This is a genomic window from Pseudomonas sp. R9.37 (assembly GCF_963878885.1).
In the GTDB taxonomy this organism is placed as follows: Bacteria; Pseudomonadota; Gammaproteobacteria; order Pseudomonadales; family Pseudomonadaceae; genus Aquipseudomonas.
This window is the reverse complement of record NZ_CAWNZA010000032.1, coordinates 407,657-432,789: the sequence shown is the minus strand read 5'-3', so window position 1 is coordinate 432,789 and position 25,133 is coordinate 407,657. Positions and strand designations below refer to the sequence as shown.

At 62.1% G+C, this 25,133-nt stretch carries 21 protein-coding genes; 13 read left to right on the top strand and 8 right to left on the bottom strand.

Annotation, left to right across the window (positions count from 1 at the left end; translation table 11 throughout):
- Nucleotides 1-17: 17 nt before the first annotated feature.
- Together AACU78_RS17845 and bglX are read right to left on the bottom strand one after the other, a co-directional pair.
- Nucleotides 18-3,059, bottom strand: coding sequence for a S8 family serine peptidase (locus tag AACU78_RS17845; RefSeq protein WP_106577062.1), 3,042 nt, complete (start codon nt 3,057-3,059; stop codon nt 18-20).
- A 163-nt stretch (nt 3,060-3,222) separates the two neighbouring features.
- Nucleotides 3,223-5,514: a beta-glucosidase BglX gene (gene bglX, locus AACU78_RS17840; RefSeq protein ID WP_106577061.1), complete on the bottom strand. Its 2,292-nt coding sequence runs from the start codon at nt 5,512-5,514 to the stop codon at nt 3,223-3,225.
- A gap of 243 nt (nt 5,515-5,757) precedes the next feature.
- Between bglX and AACU78_RS17835 the strand changes: the two genes are divergently transcribed.
- The 4 genes from AACU78_RS17835 (at nt 5,758) to AACU78_RS17820 (ending at nt 9,205) form a co-directional block, all read left to right on the top strand.
- A complete protein-coding gene (locus AACU78_RS17835; RefSeq protein ID WP_106577060.1) occupies nt 5,758-6,369 on the top strand; it encodes a LemA family protein in 612 nt (203 codons plus the stop codon).
- An 18-nt stretch (nt 6,370-6,387) separates the two neighbouring features.
- Entirely contained in the window at nt 6,388-7,116 is a 729-nt protein-coding gene (locus AACU78_RS17830) for a TPM domain-containing protein (protein ID WP_106577059.1), read from the top strand.
- A 31-nt stretch (nt 7,117-7,147) separates the two neighbouring features.
- Nucleotides 7,148-7,765, top strand: coding sequence for a TPM domain-containing protein (locus tag AACU78_RS17825; protein ID WP_106577058.1), 618 nt, complete (start codon nt 7,148-7,150; stop codon nt 7,763-7,765).
- Between the two features lie 222 nt (nt 7,766-7,987).
- The gene (locus AACU78_RS17820) at nt 7,988-9,205 is read left to right on the top strand and encodes a class I SAM-dependent methyltransferase (protein WP_106577057.1); all 1,218 of its coding nucleotides are present in this window, start codon (nt 7,988-7,990) and stop codon (nt 9,203-9,205) included.
- 131 nt (nt 9,206-9,336) lie between these two features.
- Here the strand turns inward: AACU78_RS17820 and AACU78_RS17815 are convergent, their stop codons facing one another.
- The 5 genes from AACU78_RS17815 to AACU78_RS17795 form a co-directional block, all read right to left on the bottom strand.
- A complete protein-coding gene (locus AACU78_RS17815) occupies nt 9,337-10,236 on the bottom strand; it encodes a DMT family transporter (RefSeq protein ID WP_106577056.1) in 900 nt (299 codons plus the stop codon).
- Between the two features lie 274 nt (nt 10,237-10,510).
- Nucleotides 10,511-13,069: a TonB-dependent receptor gene (locus AACU78_RS17810; RefSeq protein ID WP_106577055.1), complete on the bottom strand. Its 2,559-nt coding sequence runs from the start codon at nt 13,067-13,069 to the stop codon at nt 10,511-10,513.
- A 128-nt stretch (nt 13,070-13,197) separates the two neighbouring features.
- Nucleotides 13,198-14,166, bottom strand: coding sequence for a FecR family protein (locus AACU78_RS17805; RefSeq protein WP_106577054.1), 969 nt, complete (start codon nt 14,164-14,166; stop codon nt 13,198-13,200).
- Complete coding sequence (locus AACU78_RS17800) at nt 14,163-14,702, bottom strand: RNA polymerase sigma factor (RefSeq protein WP_106577053.1); 540 nt, start codon at nt 14,700-14,702, stop codon at nt 14,163-14,165. Before AACU78_RS17800 ends, AACU78_RS17805 begins: the two co-directional genes overlap by 4 nt.
- A 110-nt stretch (nt 14,703-14,812) precedes the next feature.
- Nucleotides 14,813-15,829, bottom strand: coding sequence for a DUF4917 family protein (locus AACU78_RS17795; RefSeq protein WP_106577052.1), 1,017 nt, complete (start codon nt 15,827-15,829; stop codon nt 14,813-14,815).
- Between the two features lie 123 nt (nt 15,830-15,952).
- On the opposite strand from AACU78_RS17795, the gene yiaY reads away from it, so the two are divergent.
- From yiaY to AACU78_RS17765, 6 genes are all read left to right on the top strand, one after another.
- Nucleotides 15,953-17,101 (top strand): L-threonine dehydrogenase, encoded by a 1,149-nt coding sequence (gene yiaY / locus AACU78_RS17790; protein WP_106577051.1) that lies wholly within the window; start codon nt 15,953-15,955, stop codon nt 17,099-17,101.
- 92 nt (nt 17,102-17,193) lie between these two features.
- The gene (locus AACU78_RS17785) at nt 17,194-17,868 is read left to right on the top strand and encodes an NAD(P)H-binding protein (RefSeq protein WP_106577050.1); all 675 of its coding nucleotides are present in this window, start codon (nt 17,194-17,196) and stop codon (nt 17,866-17,868) included.
- Entirely contained in the window at nt 17,868-18,779 is a 912-nt protein-coding gene (locus tag AACU78_RS17780; RefSeq protein ID WP_106577049.1) for a LysR family transcriptional regulator, read from the top strand. The genes AACU78_RS17785 and AACU78_RS17780 overlap by 1 nt, the downstream gene beginning before the upstream one ends.
- Nucleotides 18,780-18,995: 216 nt before the next feature.
- Entirely contained in the window at nt 18,996-20,189 is a 1,194-nt protein-coding gene (locus AACU78_RS17775) for a CaiB/BaiF CoA transferase family protein (protein ID WP_106577048.1), read from the top strand.
- Complete coding sequence (locus AACU78_RS17770; protein WP_106577047.1) at nt 20,186-21,127, top strand: hydroxymethylglutaryl-CoA lyase; 942 nt, start codon at nt 20,186-20,188, stop codon at nt 21,125-21,127. Before AACU78_RS17775 ends, AACU78_RS17770 begins: the two co-directional genes overlap by 4 nt.
- Before the next feature lie 59 nt (nt 21,128-21,186).
- Entirely contained in the window at nt 21,187-22,518 is a 1,332-nt protein-coding gene (locus AACU78_RS17765; protein WP_106577046.1) for an MFS transporter, read from the top strand.
- On the opposite strand, the gene AACU78_RS17760 is transcribed toward AACU78_RS17765, so the two are convergent.
- Nucleotides 22,519-23,007, bottom strand: a complete 489-nt coding sequence (locus AACU78_RS17760; RefSeq protein WP_106577045.1) for a DMT family transporter — start codon at nt 23,005-23,007, stop codon at nt 22,519-22,521.
- Nucleotides 23,008-23,084: 77 nt separating this feature from the next.
- Between AACU78_RS17760 and AACU78_RS17755 the strand changes: the two genes are divergently transcribed.
- Genes AACU78_RS17755 through AACU78_RS17745 form a run of 3 tightly spaced genes read left to right on the top strand, consistent with a single transcriptional unit; the run spans nt 23,085 to nt 25,124 of the window.
- Complete coding sequence (locus AACU78_RS17755) at nt 23,085-23,990, top strand: LysR family transcriptional regulator (protein ID WP_445261901.1); 906 nt, start codon at nt 23,085-23,087, stop codon at nt 23,988-23,990.
- Between the two features lie 27 nt (nt 23,991-24,017).
- Nucleotides 24,018-24,428, top strand: coding sequence for a fosfomycin resistance glutathione transferase (fos, locus tag AACU78_RS17750; protein ID WP_106577043.1), 411 nt, complete (start codon nt 24,018-24,020; stop codon nt 24,426-24,428).
- A 54-nt stretch (nt 24,429-24,482) separates the two neighbouring features.
- A complete protein-coding gene (locus tag AACU78_RS17745; protein WP_106577042.1) occupies nt 24,483-25,124 on the top strand; it encodes a LysE family translocator in 642 nt (213 codons plus the stop codon).
- Nucleotides 25,125-25,133: the final 9 nt, after the last annotated feature.

The following is a 25,133-nucleotide window of genomic DNA, read 5'->3' as shown; positions in this document are numbered from 1 at the left end:
GCCCCCGCCGTTGCTGACTAAAACTGCAAGCTGTACTGCGCCGTAAGGCTCTGGTCGCGTGTGCGCTCACCGCGCTGTTGGCTGAAGCCGAAGTCCAAGGTGCTGTCGCGGCTCAGGCGCGCGGTGGCGCCCACTTCCAGTCGGGTGCTGAGGCGATCCAACGGCGCGCCGCTGATGCTCATCACGCGGCCGCCGTCCCAGGCGGCCTGAGTGGTGGGTTGCAGGTCGCCGCTTGCATGGGTATAAGCCAGGCCGCCACGCAGGCTCAGCCATGACGGGCCGATCTGCGCTTTGCCCAGGTCGAGGTTGACCCGCACACCGCCGGTGGTCAGGTTGACGTTTTCCTTCGAGCGTTTGCCCTTCAGTGCAGCCATGCTACCGCGCTCTTTGAAGCCTTCGTTGCGCTGTTGCACATTGGCCAGTTGCAGATACGGCTGCCAGTTCCAGAAGTCATGGCTGAACCTGTAGTTGGCCTCGGCAAACGTCTGCACGGTGCGGCTGGCGTATGTGGCGGTCAGGCGGTTGTCTACGCCGGGGAAGCTGACGCGGCGTTTTGTTTCGATCTCATGTTGCGCATAGGCGATGCCGCCATACACGCCGAACGCGTCCCACGTGTGGCCGGCGTGCAGGGCCAATTGGTAGGTGTCGACGCTGGCTTTGCCTCGCGAACCGGCCTTCACGTCCGAGCGGCCGCTGCCGGCTACCATGCCCACGCGAGTGCCTTGCTCCAGCGTGTGATCGAACCCCAACAGCAGGCCGGTGCTGTTGTGGTGAGTGCGCGTGGTATTGCTGTTGCCTGCGAGTTGGCCGGATTGACGCGGCAGTTGCACCCAGATGCCTTGGTTGTTGGCGTCGAGTGCGGCGTCGCGGCTGTCTTGCGCCAGGCGCTGACGGTCGAGCGCGGCCTGGCGCACGACACGGCTGTTTTCAATCAGCACCGCTTGGGTGCTGGCATGCAGTTCGCCGCTCAACTGGTCCAGGGCTGCAGGTGCTTGCTCGGGAAACAGCGCGGTCAGGCGTTGCAGCAGCGGCGAGGGTTGGGTTTCAGCATCCGCAGCATGGGCGACGGCGCGTTGGTTAGCAGTCTGCGCCGCTGACGCCAGTGACTGACCGCGGCCAAACTCCACCAGCAAGTTATTGCCCTGCCTGACCTGGGAAACGCTGAGGAAAGGCGAGAACTCGCGGCGGTCTACCGAGGTAAATTCGCCATTCAACGCACCTTGGGCTTGAAGGATGCTGTAACGCTGGCCCACATAATAGTGGTTGGGTTGCGCACTCAGGTACAACGAGCCGCCATTGATGGACGCCTGGTTTTGGACCTGCAATGTGGCCGGGGCTGTCTGGCTGGTCAGCCCGGTCATCAGGGTGGAGCCGGCTGCTTGTCGGTAGTCGCCCTCGACGGCCAGTGAACCATTCAGCCGCAGCAGACCGCCTTCGAGGTTAACGTCACCTTTGAGGGTATTGGTGGCGTCCAGCTCCAGCACACCCTCTTTGAGCGTGACGCCGGCAAAGCTGTTGTTGCCGCTCAGGCGCAGCCAGCCGATGCCGGTTTTTTCCAGGTGCCCCGGGCCGCTGATGTCGTTGCGCCAGTCGTCCCAGGCGCCGCCTTGCCAGACCCTGGCGCCGCCGGCGGGGCGGTCCATGTTCACCACGGTGTCGACCCGCAGTTGGCCAGGGCCATCGATGGCTTTTTTCAGGTTCATGAGGCCCCAGCCATAGACGTCGTCTACCCCAGGCTCACCCAGGTCGGTGGCGGTGGTCAGCAACACGTCGCGGATTTGCGGGTTGTCGAGGTAGGGGAAGCGTTCCATCAGCAGGGCCAGCCCGCCGGTCACGTGCGGGGCGGCGATGGAGGTGCCGGAGGCGGTCAGGTAGTTGAACGCGGGATTGTCGCCGGTCACCTTGAAACCATCGACTTCGCCGTCGGCGTCATGGTGGTTTTCGGTGGTGATCGAACCCGACACCCAGGCTGAGGTGATACCCGTTCCGGGTGCGGCCAGGCACCAGTCTTTGCTGAAGCCGCAACGGTAGGAGCGATCGCTTAATGTCAGGCTTTGATCGAGGTTGACCACGGTCAGCCAATAAGGCTCCAGCGCCTTGATTGCGCGGGGCAGGCTCGAATGGACGCCGGTAAACGGTGCTGTTTGGGGCGAGGCGTTGGCCGTGTCGGTATTGCCCGCTGCCCATACCTGCAGCATGCCGTATTTGATCGCACCCTCGGCTGTGGCCTTGAGCTCTTGATATTGATTTATCTCGGCCAGGAAGGCGTCGAGTTCTGCCTCACCCGCCAGGGGCGTAGGTGTGCCCCAACTGTGATTGACCACGCGTACCTGTTGTTCGTGCAGTTGCGCGTAGGCCATGCTCACGGCTGCAGGCGTTACGTTGGTGACGCTGAAAGGGCTTAAACCAGGCCCGCCCAGGTAGCTGTTGCTGAATTTGCGCACGGCACTCATGTGGGCGCCGTAGGCCACGCCCTGGATGCCAGAGCCATCACGGTTGGCGACTATCCTGCCGGCCACGTGCGTGCCGTGAGCGTTGTACTGAGTGCTCACATTTTTCAGATAGTTATCAAGCTCTTCGCGGGTGATGTCGCCATTGGCAATGGCCTCCTCCAGGCCGAGCAAGGCTTCGGGAGGCAGCGAGTCGATGACATTCACCGCGGAACGGTCACCCTCGCTGAAAAAGCAGCCATCAGCCAGCACTGTCTCACTCATGCAGCCAGGGTCGGCCAGGCGCACGCCGGAATGGGGCTTGCCGGCAAATTCAGGGTGGCGCATATCGGTTCCAGAATCGTAAACGCCCACCCGCACCCCTGTGCCGCTCAACCCCCTGGCGTAGGCGTGGTCGGCACCGATTGCACCCAGCCCCCAGTCTTTGTTGAACTCTTGACTGTGCCAACTGGCTGCATCGTGCAACCGGCCTTGTTCGACGTAGCGGGCTGCCTGGGCCGCCAGGCTCGACAGGCATCCGAGCACGCAGAGGGCGATCGCCGCTGGCTTGAATGATGATTGAGCGGGCGCCTGTGTTGCGGGTGCTCGAACGGTTTTTGGGGGCGACATGGTCCACACACCTGCACAGTTATTTCGGGTCAATAGCGTGCGTGAGTAGGCCGGGCGCCTGATGTAGGACTTGGCTTGAAGCGGGGAGGGAACGCTGACTTTTTACTGACTGAGACGGGGAAGGGCGCAAGCCCCCTCTCCAACGAAGAGGGGGCTGCAGGTATTACAGCAATTCGAACGTCTGCTGCTGCACATCCTGGGAATCCAGCCCGATCTGCACATTGAACTGGCCGGGTTCCGCGGCGAACTTGAGCTGGGTGTTGTAGAACTTCAAGTCTTCTTCGGTGATGGTGAAGTGCAGCGTGCGCTCTTCACCGGCCTTGAGCATGACCTTCTGGAAGTTCTTCAGCTCTTTCACCGGGCGGATCATCGAGCCGGCCACGTCCTGGATATACAGCTGCACCACGGTTTCGCCGTCGACCTTGCCGGTGTTTTTCAGCGTGACGCTGGCGTCGAGCTTGCCGGTCTTGTTCAGCGTCGTGGACGACAGCGCCATGTCGGACAGGCTGAACGTGGTGTAGCTCAGGCCATAGCCAAACGGGAACAGCGGCCCGGTGACGTCATCGAAGTATTGCGAGGTGTAGTTGCCCGGCTTGCCCGGCGTGAAGGGCCGGCCAATGCTCAGGTGGTTGTAGTAGGTCGGAATCTGCCCCACCGAACGTGGGAAGGTGATCGGCAGCTTGCCCGACGGGTTGTAGTCACCGAACAGCACGTCGGCAATCGCGTTGCCGCCTTCGGTGCCGGCGAACCAGGTTTCGAGGATCGCGTCGGCTTGTTGGTTCTCGTCAAGAATCGACAGTGGGCGGCCGTTCATCAGCACCAGCACCAACGGTTTGCCGGTAGCTTTGAGGGCCTTGATCAAGTCGCGCTGGCTTTGCGGGATGTTCAAATCGGTGCGGCTCGAGGATTCGTGGGACATGCCACGCGACTCGCCTACGGCCGCGACCACCACGTCAGCGTCCTTCGCCGCTTTCACCGCTTCGTCGATCAGTACTTGGGCTGGGCGGGTGTCATCCACCACTTCCGGCGCATCGAAGTTGAGGAAGTTGAGGTAGTCGACCACGGCCTTGTCGTTGGTGATGTTGGCGCCACGCGCGTAGATCACTTTGCCTTTTTCGCCGATCACGGCATTGATGCCGTCGAGCAGGGTTACCGATTGTTCAGGCTTACCGGCGGCAGCCCAGCTGCCCATCATGTCGATAGGGGCCTTGGCCAGCGGGCCGACCAGCGCGATGGTCGCGGACTTTTTCAGCGGCAGGGTGTCGTTCTGGTTTTTCAGCAGCACCAGGCTGCGGCGCGCGATATCACGGGCGTCGGCGCGGTGCAGGCGGCTCTCGGCATAGGTGTCGGCCGGGTCATCCTCGGCTTTGCCGATGCGCAGGTACGGGTCGTTGAACAGGCCCATGTCGTACTTGGCACCGAGCACTTCGCGCACGGCGTTGTCGATGTCGCTCTGTTCGATTTCGCCGGACTTGAGCAACCCCGGCAGTTCCTTGCCATACAGCGAGTCGTTCATGCTCATGTCGATGCCGGCCTTGATCGCCAGCTTGGCGGCTTCACGCCCGTCCTTGGCCACGCCGTGCTTGATCAGCTCGAAGATCGCGCCGTGGTCACTGACGGCCAGGCCTTTGAAGCCCCAGTCCTTGCGCAGCAAGTCGTTCATCAGCCAGGTGTTGGCGGTGGCGGGCACGCCGTTGATCGAGTTCAACGCCACCATCACGCTGCCGGAACCGGCCTTGATTGCCGCGTGGTACGGCGGCAGGTAGTCCTGGTACATCTTGACCGGGCTCATGTCGACCACGTTGTAGTCGCGACCGCCTTCTACCGCGCCATACAGGGCGAAGTGCTTGACGCTGGCCATGATGCTGTCGGCATTGGCGGGGCTGGCGCCCTGGAAGGCCTTGACCATGACCTCGGCAATGCGCGAGACCAGGTAGGTGTCTTCGCCGAAGCCTTCGGATGTACGGCCCCAGCGTGGGTCGCGGGAAATGTCGACCATCGGCGCAAAGGTGATGTCGAGGCTGTCGGCAGCGGCTTCCTGGGCGGCGATGCGCCCGGAGCGGCCGATGGCGTCCATGTCCCAGCTGGAGGCCAGGGCCAAACTGATCGGGAAGATTGTGCGGTGGCCGTGGATCACGTCATAGGCGAAGAACATCGGGATTTTCAACCGGCTGCGCATGGCCGCGTCCTGCATCGGACGGTTTTCCGGGCGAGTGATCGAGTTGAAGGTGCCGCCGATACGGCCGGCGGCGATTTCCTTGCGGATCAGCTCGCGGGGCATTTCGGGGCCGATGCTGATCAGGCGCAATTGGCCGATCTTTTCATCCAGTGTCATCTGCTTGAGCAGGTCGCTGACAAAGGCGTCCTTGTCTTTAAGCGCAGCAGGCTTTGTTTCTGCCCAGACGGGGTGAGTGGCCAGAGTGGCAACAAGGCCGAGCAAACACAGCTTCTTCATGAATATCCTTTTTCGGCTACTGCACAGCGAAAATGCGCCGCTCTGCCAAAATGTGGGGAACATATGTTGTTGTTCGAGTGTTATTGCAGTAAATGCACGACACTTGTGAACTCTTATTCGCGCTGGGCATCTTTTTAGCTGATTGGCTCAATGCAATCCAGTGGTGGCGGCGGATTATGCCCCAAGCGCGTGGTTTAAAGGGTTAGTCGTCAACTTCCATCAAGTTTGGGCAGGAGAAACACCATGCAAGCAGCACAAGGTTACCGCTGGGGCTTGAAAGCCGCCGCTTTGCTATTGATCAGCACAGTGCTGAGCGGTTGCGGCATCAACACCATTCCGACTCTGGATGAACAGGCCAAGGCGGCCTGGGGCCAGGTGCAGAACCAGTACCAGCGCCGCGCCGACCTGATCCCCAACCTGGTGGAAGTGGTCAAGGGTTACGCAGCGCATGAGCAAGATACCCTCACCGCCGTGATCGAAGCGCGGGCCAAGGCCACCTCGATTCAGGTGGATGCCAGCACCCTCGACAATCCGGAAAAACTCAAGCAGTTCCAGCAAGCCCAGGATGGTTTGAGCGGCGCCCTCAGCCGTTTGATGGTGGTGTCCGAGCGCTACCCGGACCTCAAAGCCAACCAGAACTTCCTGGCCCTGCAATCGCAACTTGAAGGCACAGAAAACCGCATTGCCGTGGCTCGCCGTGACTTTATCCAGGCCGTGCAGGCTTACAACACCGAAATCCGTACCTTCCCTGGCCGCCTGTGGCACAGCGTGATGTACAGCGACTTGCCGATCCGCGCCACGTTTGAAGCCACCAGCGCCGATGCCGATAAAGCGCCACAAGTGAAGTTCAAATAAGGCTTCTCTGAGGTGTCGATGCGTTTATTACGGATAGGCTTGGCGCTGTGGTTGCTGGCCTGCGTGGGTGCCGCCCAGGCGGCATTGACGTTCCCGGCCTTGACCGGACGGGTGGTGGACAGCGCCCAGATGATTGACCCGGCAACCCGCGCGCAGATCACCCAGCAGTTGCAGGCGCTGGAGCAAACCTCGGGCGACCAGATCGTGGTGGTCACCGTGCCCGACCTGCAAGGCGTGCCCATTGAAGACTACGGTTACCAATTGGGTCGCCAGTGGGGCATCGGGCAGAAGGGCAAGGACAACGGCGCGCTGTTGATCGTCGCCCGTGATGAGCACAAGTTGCGCATCGAAGTCGGCTATGGCCTCGAAGGTGTGCTGACCGATGCGCAGTCGTGGGTGATCATCAACCAGGTGATCGCGCCCAAGTTCAAGGCGGGCAATTACAGCCAGGGCATCAGCGACGGTGTGGCGGCGATGGTGCAGGTGGTGGGTGGCGAGCCGCTGGCCGTGCCGGCGCATGTGGCCGATGCGAATTTCGCCAAGAACAACCCGGGGTTTTCCATCGGCTTGTTCATCTTGCTGATTGGCGTGCTGTGGCTGTGCAATCGCCTGGGCCTGCCGGTTGGCGCTATTCTGCTGGCGATTCTCAGCAGCAGTGGGCGCGGCGGCGGTGGCGGGGGCGGCGGTGGTGGCTTCAGAGGCGGCGGCGGTGGTTTTGGCGGTGGCGGGGCCTCGGGTGGCTGGTAATGACAATAACTAGAAAGGGGCATCTACAACCATGGCACTACTGAGTGAACACGAGCAACGCCAGGTCGCTGAGGCGATCGCTCGGGTCGAAAAAACCACCGATGCCGAACTGGTCACCGTGCTGGCGGCGCGTGCCGATGATTACGCCTACATCCCGTTGCTCTGGGCCAGTCTGATCGCCTTGGTGGTGCCCGGCGTGGTGCATTACTTGTCGGGCTACCTGACCATGTACACCTTGCTGCTGGCACAGTGGGCAACGTTTATCGTGTTGTGCCTGGTGTTTCGCCTGCCGAAAGTCACCACGCGTCTGATCCCGCGGTCAGTGCGGCATTGGCGCGCGTCCAACCTGGCGCGCCGCCAGTTCCTGGAGCAGAACCTGCACCACACGCTGGGCGGCACAGGCGTGCTGATTTTTGTCAGCGAGGCGGAGCGCTATGTGGAAATCCTGGTGGACGAGGGCATTTCCAAGCGCCTGGATGACGGCAGTTGGGACACCATCGTCAAGGCGTTCACCCAGCAGGTGAAGCAGGGGCAGACGCTGGCCGGGTTTATCGCGTGCATTGAGGCCTGCGGCGAGTTGCTCAAGGTGCATGTGCCGGTAACGCAAACCCGTAATGAACTACCCAACAGGTTGGTCGTACTCGAATAACCCAAACACCACTGAACCAAAATGTGGGAGGGGGCTTGCCCCCCGATGGCCGTGTGTCAAGCAACTCATTTGGAGCTGATACACCGCCATCGGGGGCAAGCCCCCTTCCACCTTTGGATCTGTGCAGGCTGGACGAATCGACCGTTGATCAAATAACCCCGTGCCCTAAACCTTCATCCCCCCTAAAATGCCCGGCATTCCCAGCCCGAGGCGTTTTTGTTCATGTCCGTCACCGCTCAACCTGCCCGCCCTGCGCCGGATCATCACGCCCAGTTCATCGAACTGCTGAGCGCAAGCCTGGCGCAGAACGCGTTTATCAAGCTGGTGCTGGCCAAGTACGTGGGTGAGGAAGCCCAATTGCAACGGCTGATCATCAAGGCGGTAGAGGTCAAGGAGCAGGCCTGCCTGTCCTTCGTCTACCGCTACAAGACCCGCGATATCACCAAGAACTTGCCGCTGGCCGAGGGCGTGGCCGCGATTGCTGCGCTGCTGCCCACCTCGTTCAAGAATGCGCATTTGCTGTCGCTGACCGACGAAGCCCAGCTGGAATACAGCAAGAAGAACAAAAGCTCGCTGTTCAAAAGCAAGCCCCAGCAACTGCGTGAGGCGCCGTCCGCCGAGCACAACCGCGAGAAAAATCGCTTCCTTGACCTGAGCCGGCCATTCCTCGCCGACCTGGGCGTGACCGACGCCAAGCAGGCGCTGATCCCGTCGATGTCGCGCAAGTGGAAGCAGATCAACAAGTTCATCGAAGTGTTCAGCCATGCGCTGACCTCGTCGCCGCTGAACCTGGATCAGCCGGTGCGCGTCGCCGATTTCGGTTCGGGCAAGGGTTACCTGACCTTCGCCATCCACGATTACCTGCGCAACACCCTCAAGGCCGAGGGCGAAGTGACTGGCGTGGAACTGCGCGAAGACATGGTGACGTTGTGCAACAGCGCGGCCGCACGCCTGGAACACCCTGGGCTGGTGTTCAAGTGCGGTGACGTACGCAGCGTGGCGCCCAGTGACCTGGACGTAATGATTGCGCTGCATGCCTGTGACATTGCCACCGATTACGCGATCCACACCGGTATCCGTTCGGGCGCGTCGATCATCATGTGCTCGCCGTGCTGCCACAAACAGATTCGCCTGCAGATCCAGAGCCCGGTGCTGCTCAAGCCGATGCTGCAATACGGCCTGCACCTGGGCCAACAGGCGGAAATGGTCACCGACAGCCTGCGTGCGCTGTACCTCGAGGCCTGTGGGTATGAGACCAAGGTGTTCGAGTTCATCTCGTTGGAACACACCAACAAGAACAAGATGATTCTGGCGATCAAGCGCAGCGAGCCGGTGGACAACGCGCAGTTGCTGGAGAAAATCCAGGCGCTGAAGGCGTTCTACCAGATCAGCGAGCACTGCCTGGAAACCCTGCTGCGCGCGGATGGCTTCTTGAACTGAACACAGACGCTGTGGGAGCCGGGCTTGTGTGGGAGCTGGCTTGCCTGCGATGCAGGCGACTCAGTCTTTCAGCTAAACCGCGGTGATTCCATCGCGGGCAAGCCCGGCGCCCACACACGCGTGCTTTCACATTAGATAGCGTTCGGCTTGGGCGCAGGCGCGGGCTGCACCGCGGTCTTGCGCCCCAGCATCACCGTCACGATCACCCCACAGGCAAACAGCCAGGTGATCGGCTCGATATGCTCACCAAAAAACAACGCCGAAAACGCGATGGTGAAGAAGATCTGCAGCAACTGGATCTGGCTGACCCGCGCGATGCCGCCCATGGCCAGCCCGGCGTACCAGGCGAAGAACCCCAGGAACTGCGAGAACAGCGACACGTAACCAAACGCCCACCAGGCACGCGTCGAAATTGCCCCTTGATGCTGCGCCGCCAAGTACCACACCGGGCCGATCAACACCGGCGTCGACAGCACCAGCGCCCAGCAGATGACCTGCCAGCCACCCATTTCCTTGGCCAGGCGGCCACCTTCGGCATACCCCAGGCCGCCCACGGCAATCGCGCCGAGCATCAGCAAATCGCCTGCCTGGACACTGCCGGCACCGGTGATCAGCGCGTAACTCAACACCAATGCACTGCCCAGCGCCGCACAGGCCCAGAAGGCTTTTGACGGCCGCTCATGGGACAGCCACGCCGCATACAGCGCCACGCACAGCGGCTGCAGGCCGTTGACCAGTGCGCCATGGGAGGCTGGCAAGGTTTGCATGGCCCAGGCCGACAACACCGGGAAACCGAGGATCACGCCGGCTATCACCAGGCACAGCCCGCGCACCTGGCGCCAGGTGGGCCAGCGCTCGCGGCGCCACAGCAACAGCGCCGCCGCCGGAACTGCCGCGAACAAGGCACGGCCCAGGCCGTTGAGCAACGGATGGATCTCCTGCACGACGATGCGGGTGAACGGCAAGGTGAGGCTGAAGATGATGACGCCCAGCAGGCCGAGGGCCATGCCGGTGTTTTCGCGCGAGCTCATGAGGGCGACCCGAATCTAGAGGGCTTCAAGGGAAGCTCATCTAGCCACAACCCTCGCCGATTGCTGGCCTACAGCTGGGTGCGGATTTATCCGTACAGTTTCAATCGCTCGGGTTGGCAGTGCCGCCGCCTTCGCCGCCTCGCCAGGGCTCGACGGCTCCCACAGAAGATCGCGAGCAAATGGAGATCCATGTGGGAGCTGTCGAGCTTTAGCGAGGCGGCGAAGGGTTCGCCTCGGTCGTGCAGACAAACCCACACACCCGCAGCACCTAACCTTAGAAGAACCGCGTAATGCTGATCTTCGCATCGCGACCTTTGGTGTAGGCACGGTCGCCGCTCAGGGCCGGGCGGAAGTTGTTGTTGAGCAAGTTGTCCACGGTGAAATTCACCTCGGTGCCTTTCAGGTAAGCCTGTTGCGGTTTCCATTTGGCGAACAGACCCTGGGTGTTGTAGGCCTTGTTACCGTACTGGTCGTAGAACAGGTCGCCCACGCTGCTGCCCGGTCCGCCGGAATATGTGTCGCTGGGCAAGCGGTCGGTGGCGCCGATGAACTGGCCTATCCAGCCTACCTGGGCATCCCAGGCCGGAATATTGGTGCCCAGCACCAGCACCCATTTGGTCGGTGGAATGTCACGTGCCGCCACATCCGGCCCCCATGGGTTGGTGTAGGCGCCTTCGTGTTCACCTTTGGCGTAGGCGAACGACACCGAGCCGAACAGGTAGGTGGAGTTATAGAACGATTCGAGTTCAAAGCCCTTGATGGTCAGGCCGCCGATGTTGCGGTAATTGGACATCGCCCCAGGCGGGCAGGCGCTGGAAATCGTGCCACCGTTGACGGCCTGGTTCTGGCAGCCGACGCCGGTGGCCTTGAAGATTTCGTCTTCGACTTTGTTGTGGAACAACGTGGTGCGCACTTGCAGGTTGTCGTCATGGGCAATCAGGTTATCGAAGCTGACGACGCTGCCCACGGTGATCGACGTGATGCGCTCCGGGTCGAGGTCGACGCTGGTGGCGGTGCGGCTGCCCAGGCCTTGCACTTCATACTGCTCGTCGATGACCGGCGCGCGCCAGGTTTTGCTCCAGTTGGCGAACAGCCCCAGGTTCGGCGTGACGTTCCAGAACAACGCCAGGCGTGGCGACCAGCCGGTGTAGGTGCGGTCACTGTAATCGTGGCCGAACGACGGGTCCGGGTTGTTGTAGTACGGCGCATCGTTGCCTTCGCCGCGGTTGCGCACGTGGTCGTAGCGCAGGGACGGGGTGATGGTCACGTCGCCCACGGTCACTGCATCCTGGACAAAGAAGCTGTGGGTATCGACCTTGCCGTGGGGCATGAAACCCGGCTGGAAATGCCCGTAGTTGTAGCGCGCCGTGTTGTAGGCAGTGCCCGGCATCCACATCTCGGTTTCGCGGATGTGCTTGCGGATCTGCCCACCCACGGTGACGGCATGCTGCAAGGGCCCGGTGTCAAACAGACTGATGTTGCGGATGTCGAGGTTTTTGTCGGTGTAGGACGTGTCCATCTTGCGCCCGCCGGTGGCCAGCTGGAAAAACGCCGTGGCGTCGCGCTCGTCGGTCTGGTCGGTGTTGGACTGGGAATATTTGACGGTCAGGTCCACCAGCGGGTTGTCCACGGGCTGGTACTCGTACTTGCCCGACCAGGTGGTGTCGACGGTGTCACGTTGGGCTAAAAAACGCTTCAACGCCCCTTCATAGCCGTAGCGATCGATGTTGGCCTGGGTCGGCGGCGTCGGGTAGCTGGCAGCAGAAAACGGTGTCCAGCGATTGCTGTGGGAACGCGAGTAGGAGAGGCCGACGCTGTGCTCTTCGGTCAAGTGGGCGTTGACCTTGAACAACTTGCCGTCCACATCCTGGGCGCTGTTGGGCAGGCGCTGCGGGTTGACCGGGTATTGGTTGCTGTCGTTGGGCAGCTTGGCAGCCACTTTCATGTCGCCGCCGTCGCGCTGCGTCAGGTAGGCCAGCGCGTCGAAACGGCCGTCGTCGGTGCGGCCATACACGGCACCGCTGTAGACCTGTTCGTGGTCGTTGCTGGAGTAGCCGTACTTGAGCATCGCGCCGCTGTTGCGACCGTCCTGGAGCAGGTCCGGGGCATCTTTGGTGGTCATGTTGACCGTGCCGCCGAAACCGCCGTTGCCGGTGAACGGTGAGTTGGGGCCTTTTTCCACCTCGATGCTTTTGATCAGCTCGGGCTCGATAAACACCGTGCCTTGCTGGTAGCGCTCAAAGCCGCTTTTGGTGGCGCCATCGACGGTCATCGGTACATCTTCGGCATCGCCGAAACCACGAATGTTGATGGTCTGGCCACCGGGTTTGAGCGAACCGCCCTGGCTCACGCCGGGCAAGGTCTGCAACAGGCTGGGAATGTTATTGGACTGATAGCGGTCGATGTCGGCCTGGCTGAGGGTGGAACGGTTGACGGTGCTTGAGTCGACTTCGTTACCGGTGCCGATCACGCTGAGGGCGTCCAGCTGGATCGCGCTGCTGTGGGTGGTCTTGCCCTCGTCGGGGCGCACCACGTAGGTGGTGCCGACCTTGATCAGGGTGAACTCGCCGTTTTTGAGCAGGCTGCGAATCGCCACTTCGGGGGTGAAGTCGCCATTGAGCGCGGGCGCCTGCACGTTCTTGAGCAGTGTTTCATCGAACAGCAGCTGGATTTTCGCCTGCTGCGCCACTTGGCTCAGGGACGTGGCCAGCGACTGGGCGGGCAGTTGCAGCTTGAAGGACTCGGCCTGGGCATTGAGGCTGAACGCCAGGCAGGTGGCAATCAGCGTCGGTCGAAGAAACAGGTGCGAAGCGTGGCAAGGCGCGCGAAACATGAAATCCCCCGGGGTGGCTAAATAGCCAAAAAGGTGTGCGTATCAAACACAGTCGGGAGGAAGACGGGGCAGGCCAAAAAAACCACACATGCGAATGCAAAATATTCTCAAGTGTGGCGGTGCCGGTCTTACTTGATGGGTTCGATTCTCACCACACCATCGGCCGAGGCCACGGTTTTCACCGGCAGCAGGGCAGGCAGTGCGTTGAGCAGGGCGTCCGGGTCATTCACATCCAGATTGCCCGAGACCTTCAGTTGCGCCACTGATTTGCTGACCTGCAGCGGTGCCTGCGGCCGATAGAGGCTCAGCTCGTCGATCAGGCTGGCCAGGTCGCGATTGCGAAACGACAGGTGCCCGCTGCGCCAGTCCGCCACTTCTTCAGCGCTCAGGGTTTGTTGTTGCACTGTGCCCTTGGCGTAACTGTAGATGGCGCGTTGTTGAGCGCCGAGCACGCTCACCGGGCTTTTGCGGTCGGGCTCGAACGCCACCTGGCCATGGGCGACGCTCACCACCAGTTGCTGCTGGCTGCGGCGCACATCAAAACCGGTGCCGACTACCCGCACATTCGCCTCGCCGGCTTGCACGTACAGCGGCCGTTCCTTGTCGGCGGCGACTTCGATGTAGAGCTGGCCCTTGTCCAGGTGAAGGATGCGTTGGTGGGCGCTGAAATCCACGCGCAGGCGTGTGTTGGCATTCACGTAGAGGGTGCTGCCATCGGGCAGGTTCAGGGTGCGCATGCCTTTGGCATGAGCGGCAACCTGGCTGTGATAAAGCTCGCGCGGTGCGCCGATAGGTGTGGTCAGCACGGCGCACACCAGCGCGGCCGCCGCCGCCAGGGCAGGGCGCCAGGCCGACGGCTTGCGCTTGGGCAGCGGCACCGGTTTGTTCAATTGCTGCAACTGGGCGAGGTCGGCCCACAGTTGTTCGAACTCGGCATAGGCGCGCGCATGGGCGGGTTCGGCCTGCCAGGCCGCAAAGGCCCTGCGGTCGGCGCGCCCCATGTCACTGCGGTTGCGGGCAAACCAGCTGGCGGCTTGGGCATCGATGGAGTCGCTCGCTTCGATGTCCAGCGCGTCAAGGTCGCTCAGGCGGTTCATTCTGGCTGCTCCGTGCCGGGTTCGTGTTGAAGGCGTCGCTTGCAATGCAGCAGGGCCAAGGCGATGTGCTTTTCCACCATGCTGGTCGAAATGCCCATGCGCTCGGCGATCTGCGCCTGGCTCAGGCCTTCGAAGCGGTGCAGCATAAGGGCTTCTCGCCTGCGGGGCGAGAGCTCGGCGAGGACTTCTTTCAACTGTTCCAGGCGTTGCAAGCGTTGCGCGGCGGCCATGGGGTCGTTTTGCTCATCGGTGACCGGCTCGGCGTCCCTTGCGGCCGGGTCTGAGTGGACGGTCTGCCGTACCTTCTGTTTACGCCAGTGATCGCGCAGCAGATTGCGCGCCATCTGGAACAGAAACGCCCGTGGCTGCTCGACCTTGGCGCGGTCGCGGTAGTCCAGCCATTGGGTGAAGACATCCTGGGTCATGTCCGCCGCGTCGCTGGCGTTGTCCGTGCGTTTGCGCAGGAAATACAGGATGTCTGCATAAAACCCGCGAAAGGCATCGGCCGACAACGGGTCGGGCTTGGGACGAGACATGGATATCCTTCTTGACGAAGCACGACGTAGAAAAGTCGCGAATGATATCGAGAACTATTGTCATTTGTCTCTATGTAACCGATGCACTCAGTCAAAATGCGAGCGAAGGATCAGCGCTCGACCGGCACTGACAATGCCGAATTACCCAGCGGATGCGTGCGCGCTGCAAAAAACTTCAACTCCACACCGCTGCCCTCAAACAGCTCTGAATACCGGCGCTTCTGCTGGCGGATAAACCCGTCGCTGCGCCCCGACACCGAAATCGCCAGGGTCGTGATCCTCGCCTGGCAAAGCGCATCCACCAAGTGCTTGTCCTGCGGCCCCAGGTCGTGGCCGAAAATGCACAGCGCGCCCGTATGGGTCAGCAACTGCTCATAACAGAACGACAAGTAGTCCGAACTGCGGATGGTCTTGAGCTTCTCTTCCACCTTGCCTTCGCTGACAAACAGCGGCACGTCGTCCAGGGTCTTGATCGTGTTGTTGATCGCAAAACTGCTGAGCAACGTGCTGTCGGTGGACGGCAATTTGCGCGCCGTACCATCGAGGTTACGCACCAGGTGCAGGCCGCCGTGCAGGTACAGAATGCGCGTGGCATCGGTGCGGGTGTTGCGCAGGTCGAAGCTTGAGTCGGCGCTGCGAAACAGGTCATCGATGCCCGGCGTGTGCAGGATCGCCCAGTAGTTGAGCAGGTCGTAGTTGGTGGTGAAGACGGTGGCGTAGTTGGCCAGTTCCGCGTTGATCGTCGCCAGCGTGGACGGCTGCACCAGGCGCCACGGAATGTGCACGGCGTGGATGGTATTGATCAGCGCTTCCTTGATCGCGTAGTAGCGATTACGCGGCGCCGCCGAGCTGACCGCCAGCGCCTTGTTGACCCGGCTGGTGGTTTTCAGTGCGCCCAGCGCTTGCTCGAAGCTGCGGGTTTGCAGGGCGTCGAACACACTCAGCTCGGATTGGCTGAGGGGTTTTTCTTCGACGGTGCGGGCGTTTTCAAACAGCGAGTCGTAGGCAAAGTCTTCCCAAATCACGCGGCTCGCACCGTTACCGATCAGAATCCCACTGAAGTCGACAGCGCTGCGCAGCGCGCTCCAGTCTTCAAGGTGGGCGTCAATATCCTGGAAATCCTTCATTGCGGCGGGTCTACTCGAAATCGGCTGGGTGGTGACTTTATCACGAGCCGGCGTTGATCCTGATCAAGATGCCACGGCCCACTCAGGTTGATCCTGTAGGCATAACGCCTCTGAGGATTCGCCATGAGCAGCACCTTCTTCATTCCCGCCGTCAACATCATGGGCACCGACTGCCTCGACGAAGCCATGACTGCCATCCGCAATTACGGCTTTCGCAAAGCGCTGATCGTCACCGACGCGGGCCTGGCCAAAGCGGGCGTGGCCAGCATGATCGCCGAGAAGCTGGCGATGCAGGACATCGACTCGGTGATCTACGACGGCGCCAAGCCCAACCCGAATGTGGAAAACGTCGAGAAAGGCCTGGCGCTGTTGCAGCACAGCCACTGCGATTTTGTGGTGTCCCTGGGCGGCGGTTCGCCCCATGACTGCGCCAAGGGCATTGCCTTGTGCGCCACCAATGGCGGGCATATCGGCGACTACGAAGGCGTCGATCAATCCAGCAAGCCGCAACTGCCGCTGGTGGCCATCAACACCACCGCCGGTACTGCCAGTGAGATGACGCGTTTTTGCATCATCACCGACGAAACCCGCCACGTGAAAATGGCCATCGTCGACCGCAACGTGACGCCGCTGCTGTCGGTCAATGACCCGACGCTGATGGTCGGCATGCCCAAGGGCCTGACCGCCGCCACCGGCATGGACGCGTTGACCCACGCCATCGAGGCCTACGTGTCGACCGCCGCCACACCGATCACCGACGCCTGCGCGATCAAGGCAATCGAACTGATCAGCGCCAACCTGCGCCTGGCGGTACGCGACGGCAGCGACAAGGTCGCGCGGGAAAACATGGCTTACGCGCAATTCCTAGCCGGGATGGCGTTCAACAATGCGTCCCTGGGGTTTGTGCACGCCATGGCCCACCAACTTGGCGGCCTTTACGACCTGCCCCATGGCGTGTGCAACGCGGTGTTGCTGCCCCATGTGCAAAGCTTCAACGCCAGCGTCTGCGCCAAGCGTTTGAGCGACGTGGCGCGCGCCCTTGGCGCCGACATCAAGGGGATCACGCCGGAAGAGGGCGCCCAGGCCGCGATCGCTGCCATCCGTGCGTTGGCCCAGGAGGTTGAGATCCCGGCCGGCTTGCGCGAGCTGGGGGCCAAGCTGCAAGACATTCCGCTGCTGGCCACCAATGCGTTGAAGGACGCCTGTGGGCTGACCAACCCGCGCCGCGCCGATCAGCGCCAGATCGAGGAGATTTTCCGCAGCGCGTTCTAAAGAGGGCGGTCGCACGCGGCAAGCGATAAGCTACAGGCTCAACTGCATTCAACTTGAGCACGAAGCGTGCGGCTTGCCGCTGAGGTCCCCCCATGAGAGTTCTGTTATTCGGCGCCACCGGCATGGTCGGCCAAGGCGTGCTGCGCGAGTGCCTGCTGGCCGCAGACGTGCAGGAAGTCGTCGCCGTTGGCCGCACGCCCTTGACCCAGGAACATGGCAAGCTGCATCAGGTGCTGCACAGCGACATGCTGGATTTCCAGCCGCTGGAAAACTTGCTGCAGGGCTTTGATGCGTGTTTCTTCTGCCTCGGCGTTTCGTCGGCGGGCATGAATGAAACCAAGTACACCCACCTCACCTATGACCTGACGTTGGTCGCCGCCAGTACCCTCGCGCGGCTCAATCCGCAGATGACCTTTATCTACGTGTCCGGTGCCGGCACCGACAGCTCCGAAGCGGGCAAGTCGATGTGGGCGCGGGTCAAGGGCAAGACCGAAAACGCTTTGCTGCGCTTGCCGTTCAAGGCGGTGTACCTGTTTCGGCCGGGGGTGATCCAGCCGCTGCATGGCGTGCGCTCGAAAACGCCGTTGTACCAATCCTTTTATTCCGTGCTCGGGCCGCTGCTCACCTTTGTGCGCCGGGTCAAGCCCGCCTGGGTAGTGAGCACCGAGACCGTCGGTCAGGCCATGTTGGCGGCCGTGCGCCATGGCGCGCCGCACGCGGTGGTGGAGCAGGGCGAGATCAATCGCCTGGCTGCCGAGCGTCACTGATGTTGCACAAGAGCCTGGTGCGTCGCCTGGATCTGATCACCTTGCAGCTGTTCGTTGCGGTGTTTGAAGAGGGCACATTGACTCGCGCGGCGGCCCGTGAAGCCATTGCGGTATCGGCCGCGAGCAAGCGGCTGATGGAGCTGGAACAGGTGCTGGGCGTGAGCCTGTTTGTACGCCGGGCCAAGGGCATGGACCTGACGGCGGCGGGCGAAACCCTGTTGCACCACGCGCGGCAGATGCTGTTCAACGTCGAAAAAATGGGCCTGGAACTGGGCGAGCACAGCCATGGCGTGCGCGGTTATGTGCGCATGCTGGCCAATCTGTCGGCGATCATTCAGTTTCTTCCGGAAGACTTGCGGGACTTTTCTGCGCTGCACCCCGAGGTGAAAACCGACCTGGAAGAACGCCCCAGCAATGGCGTGGTTCAGGGCGTTCTGGACGGCGTGGCCGACCTTGGGATCTGTTCCAGTGACACTGACACCAAAGGCCTGCCCCGCGTGACCTATCGCCACGACAAACTGGTGGTGCTGATGCCGGCGGCGCATCCGTTGGCCGCACGCGAGACCCTGGCGTTCGCCGAAACACTCGACAGTGATTACGTTGGCCTGCATGCCGCCAGCTCGATCAATATGCGCACCCACGCGGCCGCGCGCGAGGCCGGCAAGATGCTGCGCCTGCGCATCCACGTGCCAGGGTTTGATGCGATGTGCCGGATGGTTCAGGCGAACATGGGCATCGGTATCCTGCCGCAAAAAGCTTACGAGCTGTTCGGCCGCGCGTTGGGATTGCACGCCGTGCCGCTCACGGATGCCTGGTCGGATCGCCGTTTGATTGTGGTGATACGTGATCAAGCGCAGCTGTCGCCGGTGAGCCGGTTATTGTTTGACTATCTGCGCACGTCGCTGAAGTAAACCAGCGCCGTGGGCCTCATCGCGGGCAGGTCCGGCTCCCACATGGAAAACCGCTCATCTGTGGGAGCCGGGCTTGCCGCGATAGCGATCTGAATGGCGCCGACAGGGCATAACCGTTCGCCATCCACGAACGCTGCTTGCCAACTGACGGTTGGATTTCTCCTACGGCTGTCCTCTAGCCTTGGCCACACATTCCAAGAATAAGAGGCACACCCCATGACGGCTCCATTGAGCGGTATCAAGGTGATTGAGATCGGCACCCTGATTGCCGCGCCGTTCGCCGCCCGGCTGATGGCCGAGTTTGGCGCCGAGGTGATCAAGATCGAAGCCCTGGGCCAGGGCGATCCGCTTCGTAAATGGCGAAAGCTGCACGAAGGCACTTCGCTGTGGTGGTACCTGCAATCGCGCAACAAGAAGTCCCTGGCGTTGGACCTCAAGTCAGCGGAAGGCTTGGGTTTGATCAAGCAATTGCTCGGCGACGCCGACGTGCTGATCGAAAACCTGCGCCCCGGCGGCCTGGAAAAACTCGGCCTGGGCTGGGACGTGTTGCACGCCCTCAACCCCAAGCTGACCCTGGTGCGCATCTCCGGCTACGGCCAGACCGGCCCGTATCGCGACCGTCCAGGCTTCGGTGCCATCGGCGAGGCCATGGGCGGCATTCGCTACACCACCGGCAACCCGGATTCGCCACCGGCGCGGGTGGGCGTGAGCCTGGGCGATTCCCTTGCGTCATTGCACGGCGTGATCGGCGCGCTGATGTCGCTGCTGCGGGTCAAGACCGGCCAGGGCGACGGGCAGATTGTCGATGTGTCGCTGGCCGAAAGCGTGTTCAACCTGATGGAAAGCCTGGTGCCTGAATACGACATGCTCGGCCACGTGCGCGAGCGCAGCGGTGGCGCCTTGCCCGGCATCGCGCCGTCCAATACCTACCTGACCGCCGACGGTGCCTATGTGGTGATCGCCGGTAACAGTGACCCGATCTACAAGCGTTTGATGACCACCATCGGCCGCGCCGACCTGGCCGACGCGCCGGAGTTTGCCCACAACGATGGCCGCGCGGCGAAAAGTGGTTTGCTGGATGCGGCGATCACGCACTGGACCAGCAGCCTGCCCATCGACCAAGTGCTTGCTGCCCTGGAAACCGCCGAAGTGCCGGCCGGGCGCATCTACTCGGTGGCTGATATCGTCAGCGACCCGCATTACCAGGCGCGCGACATGCTGCTCAATGCCGAACTGCCTGGCGGCGTGTCGGTGAAAATGCCGGGCATCGTGCCCAAGCTCTCCGAAACCCCCGGCGCGGTGAACTGGCAAGGCCCGAGCCTGGGCCAGCACACCGACGACATCCTCGGCAGCCTCGGCCTGACCGATACCGATATCCAACGCCTGAAAACCTCGGGAGTGGTGCAATGATCACCGATTATTCTGACCCGCTGATCGTGCAGGAAGTGTCCCCGCGCGATGGCCTGCAAATCGAACCGACCTGGGTTGAAACCGCCGACAAGATCGCGTTGATCAACCAGCTGTCGCTGGCCGGGTTTTCGCGAATCGAGGCTGGTTCATTCGTCTCGCCCAAGGCCATTCCGGCATTGCGCGATGGCGAGCAAGTGTTCCAGGGCATCGGGCGCAAACCCGGTGTGATCTATGTGGCGCTGATCCCTAATCTCAAGGGTGCCCAGCGCGCCATCGAGTCCCGCGCCGATGAGTTGAACCTGGTGATGTCCGCCAGCCAGACCCACAACCTGGCGAATATGCGCATGCGTTGCGAGGCCTCGTTGGCGGCTTTTAAAGACATCGTCAGCTTCGCCGCCGACTACCCGGTGCGCCTCAACGGCAGCATCGCCACCACCTTCGGCTGCCCGTTCGAAGGCAAGATTGATGAAGACCGCGTGCTGCACATCGTCGATGCCTATCGCGAGTTGGGCATCCAGGGCATCACCCTGGCCGACACCACCGGCATGGCCAACCCGCGCCAAGTTGCGCGCCTGGTCAAACGTGTATTGCAGCATGTGCCAGCCAGCGATCTGACCCTGCATTTTCACAACACCCGTGGCCTGGGCTTGTGCAATGTGCTGGCGGCCTACGAGGCCGGCGCGCGCCGATTTGATGCGGCCCTGGGCGGCCTCGGCGGCTGCCCGTTCGCGCCGGGGGCGTCGGGCAATATCTGCACCGAAGACCTGGTCAACCTGTGCGACGAGGTCGGGATTCACACCGGTATCGACCTGCCGCACCTGTTGCACATGTCCCGCCAACTGCCAGCGCTGCTTGGCCATGAGCTGCCCGGCCAGGTCGCCAAGGCCGGGCGCAATGGCGACCTGCATCCGCCACCCGATTACATCGCCACCCTGTAACACCGCACCAGACAACAAAAACAATCGGGCGCCGTTGAGCTGCCCGCTGGAGAGAAAGCATGAGCACTAATACGTTAGAGGCCGGCGCGCGCCCGGCCGCTGAGATCAATGCCGAAAAAGCCCTGGTCAGCAAGGTCGCCTGGCGCGTGATGCCGCTGATCATGGTGTGCTACCTGTTCGCGTTTTTTGACCGCATCAACATCAGCTTCGCCAAGTTCCAACTGCAAACCGACCTGAGCCTGAGCGACACCGCTTACGGCCTCGGCGCCGGGCTGTTTGTGGTCGGCTATGTGATTTTCGAAGTGCCGAGCAACATGATGCTGTACAAGGTCGGCGCACGGCGCTGGATCGCGCGGATCATGATGTCGTGGGGCCTGGCCACGGCGGCCATGGTGTTTGTCACCGCCGAATGGCAGTTCTACGGCCTGCGTTTCATCATTGGCGCCATGGAAGCTGGCTTCGCACCGGGCGTACTGTATTACCTGACGTTGTGGTTTCCGCAGCACTTTCGTGGGCGCATCACCTCGCTGCTGTTTCTGGCTTCGGCCTTCGCGGGCTTGGTTGGCGCGCCGTTCTCCGGCCTGGTGTTGGAGCATCTCGACGGCGTACTGCAACTGCGCGGCTGGCACTGGTTGTTTCTGCTTGGCGGCTTGCCCTGCATCGGCCTGGGCTTTCTGGTGCTAACACTGCTCAAAGACCGTATCGAAGACGCGCAGTGGCTGACGCCAGCGGAAAAGACCTTGCTGTCCAGCCGAATTGCCAAGCATGAGCCCAACTCCCACGGTGGTTCATTGCTGTCGGCGATCCGCATTCCAGGCTTTTTGATGCTGGGTTTTATCTACTTCCTGATCCAGGTCGCGTCCTACGGGCTCAACTTCTGGGCGCCACAATTGATCCGCAGCGCCGGCACCCAGAGCCCGGTGATGATCGGCCTGCTCACCGCGATTCCCTATGTGTGCGGCGCGATCAGCATGGTGGTGATCGGGCGGCTGTCGGACGCCACCGGCGAGCGGCGCAAGTTTGTCTGCGGCCTGGTGGTGTTGGGGGCGATTGGCTTTTTCAGCGCCGGGATTTTTGCCGACCACACCACGTTTCTGATCATCGCCCTGGGCATGCTGGGGGCGGGCATCATCGCCTCGATCCCGACCTTCTGGACCTTGCCGCCCAAACTGCTGGCGGGCGCGGGAGCCGGTGCGGCCGGCGGCATCGCGGTGATCAACACCCTCGGTCAGTTCGGCGGCATTGTCAGCCCGGTGATGGTGGGGCGGATCAAGGACCTCACCGGCAGCACCACCCCGGCGCTGTATGTGATTGGCGTGTGCGCCCTGTTGGCCGCGGCTTTGTTGCTGTGGGGCTTGCCACACAAGCTGCGCACGCTCGACAAGGCCTGATCAGCCTGTCGCTGCCAATGCTCGGGCAGGCGTGCTGCTGAACTGAATCAATACCACGCCGCCAATCAACAACAGTGCCCCCAGCACACGGGGCGTTGTCAGTTGGCGCTCCACCAGGCCGAACAGCCCGAAGTGATCGAGTACCAGTGAGGCGAGAATCTGTCCGGCCATGGCCAAGGCAATGAACCCCGACGCGCCGAGCTTGGGCAACAGCATCAGCGCCAGGGAAATAAAGCACACGCCAAATGCACCCCCGGCCCACATCCACACCGGCGCTTTAGTGATAAAGGTCAGGCTCGGCAGGGGTAAACGCAGCGCCAGAATGACCGGCAGCAGCACGATAATACTCACCAACAGTGACGCCAGCGTGGCCCACAACGGGTGACCGAGCCCGCGCCCGAGGTTGGCGTTGATTGCGCTTTGAAACGGCACCACCGCCCCGGCGATCACCGCCAACGCCAGCAAACCCAGCCAATGCAACGTCGTCATTTCGAATCTCCCAGAGGTTTTGCTGGACTCTAGGCTATTCGTCGCGCAAATTTAAATTCCAAATTCTTATGCTGAGCATGCAGCCGATGAATGATCTGCGTCGCGTCGACCTCAACCTGCTGGTGATCCTGGAGGCCTTGCTCAGTGAGCAACACGTCACTCGCGCCGCCGAGCGTTTGCACCTGAGCCAGCCGGCAGTCAGCCACGCTCTGGCGCGTTTGCGGGATCTGCTGGGTGATCCCTTGCTGGTGCGCCAGGGCGGAACATTGGTGCCGACCGCGCGAGCCCTGGAGTTGGCGACACCTTTGGCTGAAGCCCTGGCCCAGGTGCAAGCACTGCTGGCACCGAACCGGTTTGACCCGGCGTCGGCCAAGCGCAGGTTTCGCCTGGCGATGTCGGACTACAGCGCGGCGATTTTCCTGCCGGAGCTGGTCCGCGTTCTGTGCCGTGAAGCCCCTGGCATCGACCTGCAAATCGTCCAGGCCAGCCGTGAAGGCATGGTAGACGCCGTGCTCAACGGCGACATCGACCTGGCCGCCGGGGTATTCCCCGATATGCCCGCCGAACTGCGCACCACGCCTTTGTTTGAGGAGCATTACACCTGCCTGGTCGACCGCAACAGCCTGCCGCCCAGTGGCGTGCTTGACCTGCCCACCTATTTGTCGCGCCCGCACGTGCTGTTGGAAATGCGCGGTAGCGGCACCCCGGAAATCGAGCGGGCGTTAACGGCGATTCGTGAACGGCGCCATGTGGCAATCAGCCTGCCGCATTGGGGCGTGGCGCCGCAGTTGATTCAGGGCACCGACCTGATTCTGACGGTGTCATCCAGGGGCTTGCTCAACATCGATCAACAGCATCTGCTGGCCGTGCCGCCACCGTTTCATATTCCCTCGTTCGCCGTCGAACTGGCGTGGCATGCACGGCGGGGCGGCGATTCGGGGTTGCAGTGGCTGATTGGGCAGGTGCAAGGTGTGCTGTCCTAAGGCTATCGATCACAGGAAAAAACACTCATGCTCTCAGGCTTGAACCACCTGACCCTTGCCGTTACCGACTTGAACCGCAGCGTCAGCTTCTACCATGGGCTGCTGCAGCTTAAGCTCGACGCCACCTGGGACCAGGGCGCCTACCTCTCATTGCCCGGTTTGTGGCTGTGCCTGTCGCTCGATCCTTCGCGTTCAACCACACCTGCGGTGGATTACACCCATTACGCGTTCACTGCCGCCGCCGATGCGTTCGCCGCGCTGGTGGTGCGCTTGCGAGACGCCAAGGTGCAGGAGTGGCGTGACAACCGCAGCGAAGGGGCCTCGTTCTACTTTCTCGACCCGGATGGGCACAAGCTCGAGGCGCATGTCGGCGACCTGGCTTCGCGCCTTCAGGCCTGCCGCGCCAAGCCTTATGCAGGCATGCAGTTTTACCCGTAGCGCCAGAACGTGCAGAATCGCTGCACCTTTCAATCGCCTGTCAGAGTCGCGTCCATGACCCCCTCCTTGCTGCTCGCCGTTCTTGCTTCGGGTTTTATCTATGGGATCACGCCTGGGCCGGGCGTCCTGGCGGTATTTGGGATCGGCGCGTCTCGTGGCCGTCGCGCCGGGGCGGGTTTTCTGTGCGGGCACTTGCTGGGTGATGTGGTGTGGTGCAGTACGGCGCTGGTCGCCATTGTGGGCGCGCGGGAAGTGGGCAGCAGCGCCTTTGATGTGCTGGGCGTGCTGAGCGGTGTGTACTTGTTCTGGCTTGGCTGGCGGGCGATTCGCACCCAGCGCCGCAGCAGCGATGCGCCTCAGGGCGCGGCGCGCCATCCGTTCTGGCACGGCATCCTGTTCGGCTTGACCAACCCCAAGGCCTACCCGGTGGCGGTTGCAACCTTTACCGCGCTGCTGTCCAGCCGTGCCGAGTTGCTGACATGGGCAATGCTGCCGTCGTTGATCTTGTTGAGTTTCATCGGCGGCCTGCTGGCTTACGCGATTCTGATCGGCGTGGTGGGCGCCCAGCGTGTGCGCACGGTGTACCAGCGGCATGAAATCCTCATCACCCGGCTGTGCGGCGTGATGTTTATCGGCTTCGCCATTAACGCCCTGGCGCACGCGTTGCCGGGCCTGTTCGGCAGCAAACCGGCTTGAGGCGACGAC